Genomic DNA, 14164 nt, shown 5'->3' on the forward strand with positions numbered 1-14164 from the left:
TCGTTCACTCCAGCGGTTTGATGTCAAAGCTGAAGTCCTCTTTCATCAGGTCAAAGTTCGGGTTCATGCAGGGGTCGCCTGCGGCCAGCTGCTTTGCCCACCGCTTCTGGAAGCGCTCCACCTCCGAGATGAAGCGCTTGCGCTTGACCGGGTTTTCGTCCAGACCACGGCTCTTGCTCTCGTAGTGGTACAGCTGTGCAAACGGGGTGAACACGTTGGTATAGCCCGCTTCACGCACGCGCACGCAGAAGTCCACGTCGTTGAAGGCCACAGCAAAGCTCTCGTCCAGACCGTTCACCTGCTCGTAGACGCTCCTGCGCACCATCAGGCAGGCGGCAGTGACCGCATACACATCCTGTGCATAGACCAGACGGCCCATATAACCGGGGTGGCCCACCGGGAAGTTCTTGTGCATGTGGGCCGCAAGGGTCAAAAAGCCGAAGCCGATGCCCGCGTGCTGGATGGTGTTGTCCGGATAAAGCAGCTTTGCGCCCACGCAGCCCACACGGTCCTGCTGGGCGTACATGAGCATTTCTTCGATCCAGCGCGGAGAAATGACCTCGGTATCGTTGTTGAGCAGCAGCAGGTATTCGCCGGTGGCTTCCTTTGCGCCAAAGTTGTTCAGGGCGCTGTAGTTGAAGCCGGTGCCCTGCCATGTGATCACCTTCAGGTTCTTGTGCTCCTTCTGCAGCTTTTCATAGCAGCGGAAGGTGGCAGGCTCCCTGCTGTTGTTCTCGATGACGATGATCTCAAGATCCTCATAGGTGCTCCTGCGGTAGATGGACTCCACGCAGGTGCGCAGGTCGGAAGAATGGTCGCAGCTGGGGATCAGGATGCTGACCCGGCCCGGCTTTGTGATGGTATAGTCCGTCTTATAGAAGCCCGGCGTACCCGGGATCATGGAAACTTCATCCACCGGCACACCCACACGCTCGTAGTGGGCATACAGGGCCTTGACCGCAGCTTCCAGACAGTAGGTCTTGGCCGAGATGTTGCTTGCCACACTGGTGGGGCTGGAGCGCCAGTAGTACAGCAGATGCGGGATATGCACGATCTTGTGCGCTTTTTCGGTCAGGCGCAGGTAGAGGTCATAGTCCTGACTGCCGTTGTAGGCTGCACGCTCATCGCCGCCCACAGCGGCCAGCAGCTTTGCGCTGAACACGCTCAGGTGGCAGATATAGTTGTTGGAGCGCAGATTATCCAGCATATAATCCGGCTTGAAATGGTAAACGGTCAGATGGTCGATGTCGCCCTCAAAGGTCACTTCATCCGTATACACAAAGTCTGCGCCCTGTTCGGCAATGGCCTGTGCCACGTACCACAGAGCACAGGGGTGCAGGATATCATCGTGGTCCAGCAGGGCGATGAACTCGCCCGTTGCCAGCGCAAAGCCCTGATTGGTGTTGCCCGCAATGCCCTCGTTCTTTTCCAGCTTCTGGTAGCGGATGCGGGGGTCTTCCGCAGCACGGGCTGCTACGGTCTGGCCCACCGTCTCGTCCTGACCGGCATCCACAAGGCACAGCTCCCAGTTCTGATAGGTCTGGTTCTGCACCGAGTCCAGAAGCTCCACCAGAAACTGCTGCGGCGTATTGTACAGCGGCACCACGATGCTGATGCGCGGCGCGGCGGGCTGGTCGGCCGCCTGCCTTACCAGCAGCTCTGCGCTGGCAAAGCGGTCGGCGCGCATGGTCCTGCCCGGGAACAGCTTTGCATATTCCTTTTTTGCCTTTGCCTGCGCACGCACGCCGGAAATGCCCACCCGGCGCAGCTGGCCCAGAAAGACGAACGGCGGGAAGGTGTGTGCCAGCTGACGGCCCTTGCTGACAAAGTAGCGCAGCGGCCAGCTCATCTTCCAGAAAGTAGAGCTGGTCACATTGTTCAGTGTCTTTTCCAGATCCTGCTCATGGCTGCGGCTCAGCGAAAGATCACTGCGCAGGCGTTCCAGCTGAGCCGTCAGCTCTTCGCCGGTGCGCTCGGCCTGCTGCATCCGCTCTCGCAGATCGTCCAGCGTCATCTCGTAGCCTGCCAGCAGCTGCTGTGCATCCTGCACAGCGGCGCTGCGGCAGAACAGCGCGGTCTGCTGGGCTTTGCCGCGGTTCTTCCACTCAAAATCCCGGTACAGGCCCTGTGCGGCCAACTGCTTTGCACAGTCAGCCATGGCCGATGCATCGGTGCATACCAGCAGCACCTGTGCACACTGCAGTGCGGGCAGGTCCACCCATTCCGGATCCTCCACCACCAGCAGGGCAGCGGTGCCTTGCTCTGCGTTCTCTGGCAGCAGCTGTGCGCCGGCCTTTTCCAGTGCTTCGGCCAGTGCGCCGCTGCCGCCCAGCACCTGAATGCTGGCAGGAGTCAGCTCCCGCACGATGCGCTGCGCCAGTGCACGGCAGCGCTCGGCCTGTCGTTTGGTTTCTTTTTCCTGATCCATTCCGATCTCCGCTCCTATGGAACTTTTTTATCTTAAAATGATCTCTCAAAAAATCACACGATTTATAGTATACCAAATCCGGCATGATTTGAGAAGGTTTTGCGCGCATTTCTTTGCAGTTTTCCACTGCTTACCAGTGGAACAGGCTGTGCAGCCAGCCAAAGAACCCACCGCCGGAGCTGCCGGAAGTGGAAATGCTCACACCCGTGTAGTAGTGGCTCAGGATCTCCCGGTAGCCCATGCCCTGCTCCTGTGCGTAACCCACAGCACCGCACTGGCTCATGCCCACGCCATGGCCAAAGCCGTAATAGGTCATGCAGGGAGTGCCGCTTTCGTCCGCGCCAAAGTCGAAGCAGTAGCGGGAGGAAACGAACTGGCCGATATAGCGGTAGCTGCGGCCATTGGAAACAAAGGTGTTGTACTGCACAAAGCCGCCCAGATCCTTGTGGGTGGTGTCGGCGCTGACGTAGGGCTCGCCGGTGCGGCTGTCGTTATACTCTTTATAGGTATAGTCTTTTCCGATGACCCGGCGCAGCTTGTTGTGGTACTGCTGCTCATAGGGGCTCTCCACGCTCTGCAGATACGGCACATCGGTGCCCCATGCGTCCCGGCTGGAGCAGGTGCCGTACACGCCGGTCTGGGTGTTATAGCCCGCACTGGCCGACCACACGGCATCGCAGACGCTGCCGTTGTAGGTGAGCACCTCGTTCTTCACCGGTTCCACCGCCCTGCGGATGGCTTCCCGTGCCGAGGATGGGATCTGATCCACCGGAGTGTAGATGAGCGCATTGGCAGAGGAGCCGTACTGCTTGTGGTATTCCAGATAGGAATGGATGGCCACCGCCTGTGCCTTCCACGCCTGCTGGGCGGCGCTGGCGCTGACATAGCTGCCAATGGAGCCAAGCTCCGTGTAGGTAATGCCCACAAGGCAGTCCACAAGGTTCAGCGTGACATTGCGCTGCAGGCCTTTTCCCTTGATGTTGAGGTAAGGCATGGTGATGGTATCACTGGTGCCAAAGAGCCATGCAAGGCAGTTTTCCTCCTCGGCAGGGATCAGGGTCGTGTCCGCGCCACCCATAGTGGTGGCTGCCGAAGCCGCCGGGGCCAGCACGCAAACGCACAGCGCTGCTGCCAGCACAAACGCCGCCGCGCGGCGCGCAAACCGATGCAGATGTTTCAAAAGTGATCTCCTCCTGTTTTTTGCAGATTTCTGACTGTGTTTTTTACAGTGTAACACAGCCTGCGCCTGCGGGCAAGGACTGGACTTTCGTTTTTTGCTTCCGGACAAAAAGAAACCGGAGAGCCTTTCCCGTTCGGGCAGCTCTCCGGTCTGATTTATAAGGTCTCCGGCCGACGACGCATGGCATCGTCGATCTCGTTCTCGATCTCCCGCAGGCAGTCCAGCAGCACCGGATTGAACGCCCCGGCCTCGCCGGTGCAAAGCATCTGCACTGCAGCCGCGCAGGGTACCGGCGACTGGCTTCCGCTGCCAGTGGTCAGCGTTTCGTAGGCATCCGCAAGGCCGACCACCTGTGCCGCAATGGGGATCTGTTCGCCAACCAGCTGGTCCGGGTAGCCGCTGCCGTCGTACCGCTCGTGGTGCCAGCGGCAGATCTGATAGGCTACCCGCACAAAATCTTCGTCGCGGTAGGCATCCAGCTCTTCCAGCATCCGTGCACCCAGCAGGGTATGCTGGCGCATGGTTTCTTCATCCTCCGGCGTGCGCGGCTCCGGGCTGTTCAGGACCTGCTCCCCGATCTCCATTTTGCCAATGTCGTGCAGCACCGAGGCCATGCTGATGGTACGGCGCATCTCCTGCGTCAGGGGGTAAGTCTCGGTCTTTTGCACCAGATGGTCCAGCAGCATTCCGGTCAGGGTGCTGATGTGCTGCACATGGGTGCGGCTCTCGCCGTTGCGGCGCTCCACCACCCGGCTCAGAATGCCGATCATCATTTGGCTGCGCTTTTCCTTTTGCGACACCTGATCCGCCACCATGGCGCTCAGGCGGCGCTGCTTTGCATACATGCGGATGGTGTTGGTAATGCGCTGATACACCACCCTTGCATCAAAGGGGCGGCTGATATAATCGGACGCACCCAGATCAAAGGCGCGGCGCACCGTGTCCACATTGTCCTCGCTGGAGATCATGATGACCGGGATCTCTTCCAGCATTCCGCGCTGGCTCATGGCTTCCAGCACGGTAAAGCCGTCAATGCCGGTCATGTGGATATCCAGCAGCACAACGGAGATGCCGGTGGGGTTCTGTTCCAGCAGGCGCAGGCAGTCCTCGCCGGAAGCCGCTTCGGCAGTGTCGAACTGGCTGTTCAGCATCTGGCTGAGCAGCATCCGGTTCATGGCCGAGTCGTCCACGATGAGCACACTCTGGCGGCTGTGGGTGGGCTGCAGGGCGTGCGGCTCCGGCTGACGCTCGGTGATCACGGTGTTTTTCTGGATGCGTGCATAGTGCATCAGCCGTTCCGCGTGCTGCACCGCATCGTCCACATTTTCGTCGTCGATCCACACGCCTCCAATGCTGGCCGACATGCGGATGCGGGAGTAGCCCGGCACGTTGGCCGCCTGCAGCTGCAGACGGATCTGTTCCAGACGCGGGCTGAGCTGTTCCTGCCGGATGTCCGGCAGCAGCAAAAGCAGCCTGCCGCCGTCGTAGCGGATCAGGCGGTCTTTTTCCGAAAGGCCGCGCCGGATGGTGCTTACCGCCGTTTCCAGCACGCTGTTGCCCGCACCGGAGCCGTAAACATCGTTGGAGAACTTCAGATCGTCCATATCCAGCATCGCCACACCGGCGGTAATGCTGCGGTAGCGGTAGTTCTCATCATAATAGGTGCGGTTGTAGGCACCGGTCAGCGGGTCGCGGTAGCGCTTTTCCCGCTCATCGGTAATACTGTTGAGCAGCCGCTCACCGCTTTCCGGGTCCAACAGAACGCTGCGGTCGATCTTGCGGGTCAGCTCCAGCACACAGAGTTGGCCATCCACCTGCACACAGCTGGCCGTGATTTCGTACAGCTCCTGCCCAAAGTATTCCAGCCTTGTTTTCCGGGTGTTCTTTTCCAGCGCCTGCCTTGCCACGCAGTTTTCACACGGACGGCTGCGCCGCCACTGGGCATAGCAGGGCGCGCTGCCCTTTTTGCCGCCCTGCACCTCGTCCGCCTTCATCAGGCGCACCGTCATGAACACCTTGCGGAGCTGGCGCATTTCCTCTTCCATCTGCTGGCGTGTTCTGTTTTTTCTGCTCATCATCGCATATCTCCCGCTGCAAAGCCGCGCGTTTTGGGCCGCACGGCATTCTTTCACAAGTAACATTATACTATTTTTTACCAGAATACGTCAATCTTCAACCCTTGTAGCCTGCGGTACGGAATGTGTCGTTTTGATCCTGTAAAATCAACGCAAGCTCTTTATTTTTTGTCAAATTTCCTCATCAGGCACCGTACTGTGCCGCACAAAGCGACGCAAATTGGGGAGTGCAGTTTTCCGGCCGTCTGCTGCCCGCTCTGCCCGGGAACGGTCCACGTGTTTTCGCCGGAAACTCAGTCTTGATTTTGTGCGCAGAATCCGCTATAATAGTAACGTTCTTTTGAATTGCATATCAGCCGGTGTGTCGGAATGGCAGACGAGGGGGACTCAAAATCCGCTTCGTGATTTTTCTTGTCTGTACGAGAAATTCACGAGTGTGCGTTGAATTTTGAAGGTTTGTCGAAGCAGGATTTCTTACATCCCTCCTGAACATCCCTCCAATCTTCAGAAACCGGTACGAATGTCTCAAAATTGAATATCAGCCGATGTGGCGGAATGGCAGACGCAAACGACTCAAAATCGTTCGGGAAACCATGTGGGTTCGAGTCCCACCATCGGCACTTCATCATAAAACAGCTTAGGATCGAAAGATTTTAGGCTGTTTTTCTTTTTTGCCCATTTTTTATACTTTGGCGTTTTCTGGGAAGATATTGACGATTGCATTCGCCGAAGATACCTTACTGGAGAAATCCAGATGTGTATAAATGTTGCTTGTCGTGCTGATGTCGCTGTGCCCCAGCCACTCCTGAATCTCCTTCAGGCTCACGCCATTGGCATAGAGCAGACTGGCGCAGCTATGGCGCAGATCGTGAAAGCGGATACGCTTCATCTGGTGTGCGATCAGAAAATCCGGGAAATGTTGGCTCAGGAAATCGGGCCGAATCCGTTTTCCCATCGGGTCTACATAGATATAGTCAAGATAATCGGTGCAATAGCTTTTGCCGCAGACCTTCCGATTCTGCTCCTGCTCCTTTTTCATTTTATTGAGCATCTGCTCACAGGCAGGGATTAGGGGAAGTGTCCGGCAGCTCGACTTTGTTTTTGTCTTATCTCGTGCGATTTCTGTTAGCGTTCCGTTGACCTTTGCGGTCACAACCGTATGCTGAATGCTGATTTTCTTGTTTTCAAAGTCAATGGCATCCCATTTCAAGCCAACAACTTCACTGCGCCGCAGGCCGTAGAATGCAGCCATGATAACGCCAAACTCCGAAGGGTCACCTTGAATCGCTTTGAAAAGCTGCTCCAGTTCTTCACCGCTGTAAATCTCCGACTTGAACTTTTCCTTACGAGGACGTTCAACGCGATCTGCCGGGTTGGAACGGATCATGCCGATTTGAAAAGCGTACTGCAAGCATTTGCGGATGTTGGCGTGATAGTGAATGACGGTGTTTGCCGTAAGGCCACGATCCAACTCATGCTGGTAGAAGTCTTGGATGTATTTGGGATGCTGTTCCATATCCTGCAATGTATAGTGGAGCGGTTCAAAATATGGGACGATCTTGTGAACGATTGCTCTTTCATAGCTGGTATAGGTTGTGATTTCCACTCGTGACTTCATCATTTTCAACCAGTCCGTGATGAAGTCGGTGAAAAGTACCGGGGAGTTATCAAGGCAGGGGTCAACTTCTTTGATGGGGCTGACCTTCAGCCAATTATTGTCAACGGCATATTGTAGGGCATCGGTCAACTCCTTGTGCCAATCCAGAAGCTGCTGTACACTGGCCTCCTCCTGCTGACGCTCATAGCGGAAGAACGTTTCCAGATCGCGCGGAGAGAGTGCTTTCAAAGACAGCCGCTTCTTTTCAAAGTATGGGACAACTACTCTTCCTAGATCATAAGCATATCTGCCATAGGTTTCGGGCGGAAGGTTCATCACGCTTTCCCGAAGCCAGCGGTTCAGATATTCCGATACCGGCAGGTCGGAAACCTGCTGCATCGTTTCAGGGTTAAACTCTTTTTGTGTTTTACGCAACAGAGATTCAGCTCTTTTTTTGTTTCCTTTAACAGGAAGTCCTGTGCTGATGGATTTGGTTCTGCGCTTTCCATCTGTGTCTTTCCAGCTCAGAATCATCTGATACATACCGTTTTGTTCTCTTAAATGTCCGGCCACATTTGTCATAGTTATGCTCCTTTCTGTTCGCAGCCAAACGTCCTTTGCTTAGGCATCATAAGTTTAGAAGATTCTGGAGTGTTTTGCAAGGATGGCACAAGGGAGTTTGAAAGGTGCATCCCTCCAAGTTGCCGATCCTGATCGAGCAGGTACTCTACCACGCAGAGTTTTGGTATCTTATAGCTGCGTCCTACACGCGCCGAGTGGATCTTATTCTGCTTGACCAACAGATACGCATTCTTCCGGCAGATGCCAAGCATTTCCTGAAGATGCTCCACCGTCACCACATCCGGGTAGTCCTTGAACATCGTCAGATACCTCTCCGTCTTTCGGTCAGGCTCTTCCTGAATCAAAGTGCAGGCTGCGATCTCGCTCATTCCTGTCCTCTCTTTCTAGTTCAATATGTCGATTATTCAGCAGAAAATACTATATGTAAAGTGTGATGGTCTTTTTCGGGGACCATCTCACTTGCCAAAGGAGATATTTGAGCTTAGAACTTCATCGGCAGTGCGTCTTTCCTGCACTTGCCGTTGTAGGTGGTGTAGATGGGGTAAACGTACCGCCGCCAGCCCGGAAGCTTGGCGGGGTTATCCCGGCTGACACGGTAGAGCTCCATGGGATGGACGCCGCTCAGCGCACGGACAAGCCGCTCCTCGCTGTACTGCCCATGATACAGCTGCACAAAGTACATCACGCCCCGCAGGACAGCCGCCCGGAAGGAATCCGGTTTGCCCTCCCACGCTTCCACGATGTGCCGCAGAGCTTCGCAGTAGATCTCTTCGCCCAGCTGGTCGTACAGCTTCAGCGCCGTGCCCACGCAGCCGATGCGGTAGTCGCTCAGCTGCATACTGTCGTAGTTGAGGGAAAGCCCCGCCCGGTTAGTGGCTGCGACAAACGCCTTGGAAGGCGCATCGCCGCCCACCACCTTGGCGCGCAGCTTGATGCCCGCCGACAGGGGTGCGGCGTGACCGTTCTGCTCGGCAAAGAGCAGGGCTTCCTGCTCCATCGTCAGACCGGTGTAGACCTTGCAGAGGATCGGGCGGTCCTCGCCGCCGTTGAGGAGGATGCAGCCCTCGATGGTGTGCTGCCCATCCATTACATAGTACCTGCCGTTGCGGAAGCTGACCTTCGGCTCGTTAACGATGTACTCGTTGAAGTCCCTTGCAATCAGCTCCACCCTCTTGCGCTCTACGCCCCGCTGGTAGATCTCGCGGGGATAGATCAGTTTGCTGCTGTGGATGACCGAAAGCTGGTACGGCGGGTTGATACCAATGAAAGTATTGTTGTCGTTCAGGCGCATCGCATTTCCTCCTTGATTCTCCAAATGTACTTCTCGGCTTCCTCTAAGATCTCAGTCACCTGCTGCTTCCGCTTCGGGCTGGTGAGCAGGCTGGGATTGAAGGTGAAGCTATATTCGAGCCGCTGGATCATGGCATGAACCGCGGATTGCAGTTCGGTGTACAGCATCATTTCCTCGATGCTTCCGGCGTTCTCAAAGGACGACCGGATGGGCGTATAGGGGTAGACAGGCGGTTTGCCATCCACCACCTCAGGCGGCGCATAAACCGCCGTAGAGCGCCGGATAGGCTCTATCTGCTGGATGCTGCCCATAGGGTTCAGCGCAAGGCTGATGCGAACCGCATCATCCACCCGGCGCATCTCCTCTGGGGTCAGATGCCCCAGATACTTCAGTGCCCGGCTTTTGTCGATGGTGAAGATCTGCTCTGCCTGCACAACGGACGGCATATTCAACCCTGCGTTTTCCAACAGGCAGTGGGTCGGCTGGTTTACTTTCTTTTCCGCCTTGCTTGTCATGGTCGCAACGATCAGGGTCGGAGAGTGATAATTGCCCACGTCATTCTGAAGAATGACCGCCGGGCGGTCACCGTGCTGTTCCGAGCCGGTGCTCGCCCCGAAATGGGTGAAGAAGATGTCTCCGCGTTGGAATTTCCAGTTTTGCTGCAAAATTGTACCTCCATGTTGTTATGTGCAAAGCCCGCTGCCGGATGTTCCGCAACGAGCTTCGTTCAAGGTATGGTGGTATGGTTGGGTCAGCGGTGCATGACCACATAATCATAGCCGCGCCGCATCTGGCAGACGGTGCATGTGTCCATGCTCCGGTCTGGGCTGGGTACAAGCGCGATTTTGAAAGCCTTTGCATCCACAAAGTGCCGCAGACAGGTACCGCAGAGAGTTCGGATGGACTTGACCATCTCAGGGGTCAGCTCCATCTCCTCGTAGATCTCCTGCTCGCGCACCGTGGGGTTCAACTCGTCCATAAAAGTGTCCTCCTATGTATCAAAAGTGAATATTCGGATAAAGAATAAATAAGAGTACGTAAAAAAACGGGAACTGCCGGATGCGTGGAACGTACCCGACAGTTCCCGGATCAATATGATTAAAGGTCTCGCATATTCGCCCTCGGCTCCCTGCGAGTGGGGCATGAACATCTGGCAGCGGACTTGTACCGCTTCATTGGCATTTCAGCCACCCCGTCTGCTTTGTGACCGGGCCGCGAATTACGGAAGTATCATTATCGGAGTACCAGATGACGGAACTATTCAGTTTTCAAGGTCCCTGAGGTCGGACGTTTCGCCCTGCGGCAGGTGCCGCTTGGGAAATTGTCCTCTCACTTGGTAGCCGACGAGAAAGGTCAATTCGTAGCATTGAAATTGAAGTTTTTCAAAAATTTAGTAATTCTCTTGATTTTGATACTAATAGTGGGCCGAGATACGCCGTAGACTTTAGAAATTTCAGTGATGTCGTATCCCTCGTAAGCGTACATGGTGATGATTTCCAAATCTTCGGTTTTCAAAGTTTCGAGTGCAGTAAGCAACTGCTCGTTCTCAATCTCACCAATCCATGCAAAACGGCTTTTAGTTTCGTGGTAAGTATCTGTCACGGTAATCGCATCCTGATAGCGTAGCATCAAAGGCGACGCTTCTTCCTCAGAGCTTTCATACGCAGGAGCGGTGAATTCCTGCGTCCGCTCGATAAAGGTACGCTCCGAATTGAATTGCTGACGGTCATAATCGTACATCTTCTGGATGGCCTCTTTCGTCATTCCCGCAGCTGCGTACTCGATGCGCAACTTTTCCCAGTGTGCTTCAAACTTCTTCAACTCATAGCCTTTATTAAAAGACATCGTAAACCTCCAAATTTTCGATAAGTCGTAAAAAGTCGAAAATTTGGAAGGCTACGGATATTTCGCCGCTTGGGGCATCCATGAAAAACGGACAAACATAAAGCCTGCTCCTTTTTACGGGAGCAGGCTACCTGAAGGCTAAAAAAATAGCCGGACAACCAACTAACAGAGCGGTTCTAAAGCAGAATCACTCTATCAGCTGTTGCCCGGCTATTTGGTGCGCGTTTCATACATTGCCTTGCGGCAATGGCCCGTTGCTCGGTGACGAACAGTCCATATTCAGGGTGCAATGCACCCGATTTTTGAAATTGTGGTTTGTCTAAAAAAGTCAGCGTCTGCGGTAGGCTAAGTCAACTGTTGCTATGTTACCGCACTTGAGGCACTTTATGCTGATAGAGCCTGAACAGCTCTCGTTTTTTTGGTAGAGCTTGTGTCCGCAAACCGGACAAAACCTCCAGCCAATGCTGAATTGTGCCTGCTGTATATTGTTCAGCGGTTTACTCTTAAAAGAGCGATTATTTGACCAAGTCATATTATTCTCCAAATCGAATGACGTCCAATGGATGGCAGTGGATGGGTTTTCCGTTGATGACCTGCATCTGCTGTAATCTGATCCTGATCGCAGACCACGATACCCCGATCCGTGCAGCCATCTCCAGAATTCTTTCATAGTTCGGGTCCGATGCGGATTTGTACAGGATTCCATTTGGCAGGCACAGCGCTGCACGTTCTATTTCGGCGTTGACCAGAAATGTTGGCATCAGCAGCTCCGCTGCAAGGGTATTCGCCTGCCATTCTTCCCATGAGGGCTGTCCGTTTCGTTCCCGATAGGCAATGTGCCCACGGCACTTGACTGCTTTTCCGTAGTCGTTCGGAAACAGGTCAGCCAGTATATGGTGCGCCGCTTCATGCGCTATCGTGAAATTCCGGCATCCGGTGCAGCTGTCTGACGCAAGGGCGGAATCGATTACAACGTCCTTCGGCATGAACACCTCCACAAGCTTTGTCCCGTCCCCCAAGGTTACGGTAAAACCGCATTTCTGGAAAACAGTCAGTCCTAGAATACTTCCATCGCTGCATAGCGGCAGCATTTTCACATTCAGCCCAAGAACAGAACTTGCGAGCCGTTCAGGGTCAATGGGTTCTGGGTCATCTTTACTGATCCCGAAACGGGTATAGTACTGGTCGATATACTTACCCGCTATGTGCGAAAGATCTGCGCGGGATAAGTATCTTGCCATTACGAAGCACAGCTTTCCGGCACGGAGCAGTAGGCTTCCACGAACCACTTGCCCCGTTCAAGCCAAAGATTCCGCTTCTGACCGCAGATCAGGCAGGTGAAGCAGTGACCTTTTCCGCCTAGGCGTGATGTCCCATGTTTGACTGCCAAGACCCGATCAATTCCATAAGTGTGAGCCTTGTCATAGTTTATGGCAAGAGGGCGGATCTTACCGTCAGGAGTAAAACGAACGTCCACTTCGACGTATCTTTTCTCACGGCGAAGGTTGTAATCACCACACATCAGAATTCCTCCTTTTTGCGGATTTATCAAAACACGGCGTGCATTACTTGCGAATCATACTGCGTGCCACGAGCTGTTTTTCGTTCAACAGCGGAACGGACACTGTATGTTTTTTCCACTCATCCATAGAGCAGGTCACTGCTTTGCACAGACGGCATTTTGTCCAGCCACCGGTTTCATCAAGATCCACATCATAATTCATGGTTCCGCACATTGGACATCTTACATTTTCTTTTCTCATAGTATCACCTCGCAAAAAAACGCCAAACAAACACAATCCCATACGAAAATAACACCAAAAGGCTGTTATTTGTGGATTTGGTTTGATTATATACCCACTTTATGGAGATGTCAATTACGCATTTGTCGCCATTTTAGAGATTTCCTGTTGATTTCTTATATTTTCTATACTATAATAGAGCTACCGGATCACAAAGGAGTGTTCTTGTTATGAAAAAGAAAACCACGCTCACCAAAATGCACATAGCCCCATCCACAGTGCGCTATGATGCAGTCGCTGCGAGGGATAGCAATGAGGTTGGTCAGATTCTCGCAGGCACACGAAAAAGGAATGGCTATTCACTTGTAACTTTCTCTGAACTTCTCCGTCACTATGGCGTCGATGTCAGTGATAAAGGAATCAGCAAATGGGAAAAAGGCTATACCACTCCTAGCATCTACCAACTAGTTGCAATCTGCTACGCATTGAACATCAAGGAGGGTCCTTCCTACTTTACAAAGAACTTCCAGAAACCCGCCCTTCTAAATGACATCGGGCAAAAAAAAGTCGCTGAGTACGAAATGGACTTGATTGCATCCCGGCGCTACCAGCCAGACGCAGAAGAGCCCGCGGAAATCGACTACATAATGATGCCTGTATCAGAGTTGCCAGTATCGGCAGGTCTAGGAGCTTTTCTTGAGGGTGAAATGTTCCAGCAGATACAAGTGCCTGCCAGTAGCGTTCCGGCTGGTGCCGAGTTCGGGATATATGTTAGCGGTGATAGTATGGAGCCACGCTATCATAACGGACAGATTGTATGGGTGAAGCGCTGCGAAGAACTTGAGTGCGGGGATATCGGGATATTCGTATATGATGACTGTGGATATCTGAAAAAATACGATGAACATACCCCAGACAAATCCCAAGCAGAGTTCCTTACCGACAGCTATGGCGTGGTGCATAACCAACCGGTTTTGGTTTCTCTTAACACCAAATATTCGCCGATCCTTATATCTCCAGAGCAAAGATTCGAGGTTGTTGGAAAAGTTTTGAACTAAAAAGATGGGAGGAGTTTTTGTGGATACGATCAAGCGTGTTCAGGATTTGATGCAAGTGCGTGATATGAATCTATGTGTATTGGCAAAGAAATGCGGAATATCGTACTCCACGATTCAAACCACCGCCCGTCGGGGAGGGCAGTTAAGCGTAGAGACGATTGAAAGAATTTGTCAGGGTTTAGGAATTACATTAAAAGACTTCTTCGATTCCTCCTACCTGTAAATATAGGGGCAGCAAAAAAGCCGTTCGCCACGCTGGAAAATCTGCGTGGTGAACGGCTTTAATACTGCTTCTATTTATCCTTTGGTAATCTCCAGATAAACACTAATCTCCATGATTGTTACCATTGAAGGAATACATTTGCG

14 protein-coding genes and 1 tRNA gene are annotated in these 14164 nt (G+C 53.5%); 3 read left to right on the plus strand and 12 right to left on the minus strand.

Annotation, left to right across the window (positions count from 1 at the left end; all coding sequences use genetic code 11):
• Positions 1-4: 4 nt before the first annotated feature.
• From DWV57_RS12400 to DWV57_RS12410, 3 genes are all read right to left on the minus strand, one after another.
• Positions 5-2428, minus strand: coding sequence for a glycosyltransferase family 2 protein (locus tag DWV57_RS12400; protein ID WP_120020951.1), 2424 nt, complete (start codon positions 2426-2428; stop codon positions 5-7).
• A 130-nt stretch (positions 2429-2558) separates the two neighbouring features.
• Positions 2559-3608 (minus strand): SpoIID/LytB domain-containing protein, encoded by a 1050-nt coding sequence (locus DWV57_RS12405; RefSeq protein WP_120020952.1) that lies wholly within the window; start codon positions 3606-3608, stop codon positions 2559-2561.
• A gap of 155 nt (positions 3609-3763) precedes the next feature.
• Complete coding sequence (locus DWV57_RS12410; protein WP_165853703.1) at positions 3764-5686, minus strand: HD domain-containing phosphohydrolase; 1923 nt, start codon at positions 5684-5686, stop codon at positions 3764-3766.
• Between the two features lie 538 nt (positions 5687-6224).
• On the opposite strand from DWV57_RS12410, the gene DWV57_RS12415 reads away from it, so the two are divergent.
• Positions 6225-6303: transfer RNA gene (locus DWV57_RS12415), tRNA-Leu, on the plus strand.
• A gap of 62 nt (positions 6304-6365) precedes the next feature.
• On the opposite strand, the gene DWV57_RS12420 is transcribed toward DWV57_RS12415, so the two are convergent.
• From DWV57_RS12420 to DWV57_RS12460, 9 genes are all read right to left on the minus strand, one after another.
• Positions 6366-7862 (minus strand): site-specific integrase, encoded by a 1497-nt coding sequence (locus tag DWV57_RS12420; RefSeq protein ID WP_118526504.1) that lies wholly within the window; start codon positions 7860-7862, stop codon positions 6366-6368.
• A gap of 2 nt (positions 7863-7864) precedes the next feature.
• Positions 7865-8230: a helix-turn-helix domain-containing protein gene (locus DWV57_RS12425; RefSeq protein WP_113993110.1), complete on the minus strand. Its 366-nt coding sequence runs from the start codon at positions 8228-8230 to the stop codon at positions 7865-7867.
• A 113-nt stretch (positions 8231-8343) separates the two neighbouring features.
• Positions 8344-9153 (minus strand): DUF6551 family protein, encoded by an 810-nt coding sequence (locus DWV57_RS12430; protein WP_097775162.1) that lies wholly within the window; start codon positions 9151-9153, stop codon positions 8344-8346.
• Positions 9144-9818 carry a type II toxin-antitoxin system PemK/MazF family toxin gene (locus DWV57_RS12435; RefSeq protein ID WP_097771475.1) on the minus strand — a complete coding sequence of 225 codons (675 nt, stop codon included), beginning with the start codon at positions 9816-9818 and terminating at the stop codon, positions 9144-9146. The genes DWV57_RS12430 and DWV57_RS12435 overlap by 10 nt, the downstream gene beginning before the upstream one ends.
• 86 nt (positions 9819-9904) lie before the next feature.
• On the minus strand, positions 9905-10132 hold the full coding sequence (locus DWV57_RS12440) for a hypothetical protein (RefSeq protein ID WP_097775161.1): 228 nt from the start codon (positions 10130-10132) through the stop codon (positions 9905-9907).
• 374 nt (positions 10133-10506) lie between these two features.
• A complete protein-coding gene (locus DWV57_RS12445; protein WP_015565818.1) occupies positions 10507-10998 on the minus strand; it encodes a sigma-70 family RNA polymerase sigma factor in 492 nt (163 codons plus the stop codon).
• Positions 10999-11531: 533 nt separating this feature from the next.
• The gene (locus DWV57_RS12450) at positions 11532-12239 is read right to left on the minus strand and encodes an ImmA/IrrE family metallo-endopeptidase (RefSeq protein ID WP_097784816.1); all 708 of its coding nucleotides are present in this window, start codon (positions 12237-12239) and stop codon (positions 11532-11534) included.
• Positions 12239-12520 carry a hypothetical protein gene (locus DWV57_RS12455; protein ID WP_097775158.1) on the minus strand — a complete coding sequence of 94 codons (282 nt, stop codon included), beginning with the start codon at positions 12518-12520 and terminating at the stop codon, positions 12239-12241. Before DWV57_RS12455 ends, DWV57_RS12450 begins: the two co-directional genes overlap by 1 nt.
• A gap of 43 nt (positions 12521-12563) precedes the next feature.
• Positions 12564-12761, minus strand: a complete 198-nt coding sequence (locus DWV57_RS12460) for a hypothetical protein (RefSeq protein WP_097775157.1) — start codon at positions 12759-12761, stop codon at positions 12564-12566.
• Between the two features lie 209 nt (positions 12762-12970).
• Between DWV57_RS12460 and DWV57_RS12465 the strand changes: the two genes are divergently transcribed.
• Both DWV57_RS12465 and DWV57_RS12470 read left to right on the plus strand, forming a co-directional pair.
• The gene (locus tag DWV57_RS12465; RefSeq protein WP_097776430.1) at positions 12971-13798 is read left to right on the plus strand and encodes a LexA family transcriptional regulator; all 828 of its coding nucleotides are present in this window, start codon (positions 12971-12973) and stop codon (positions 13796-13798) included.
• 19 nt (positions 13799-13817) lie between these two features.
• Positions 13818-14021: a helix-turn-helix transcriptional regulator gene (locus DWV57_RS12470; protein ID WP_223383275.1), complete on the plus strand. Its 204-nt coding sequence runs from the start codon at positions 13818-13820 to the stop codon at positions 14019-14021.
• The last annotated feature ends 143 nt before the right edge of the window (positions 14022-14164 follow it).

This window comes from Faecalibacterium sp. AF10-46 (assembly GCF_003604105.1).
Lineage (GTDB): Bacteria > Bacillota > Clostridia > Oscillospirales > Ruminococcaceae > Faecalibacterium > Faecalibacterium taiwanense.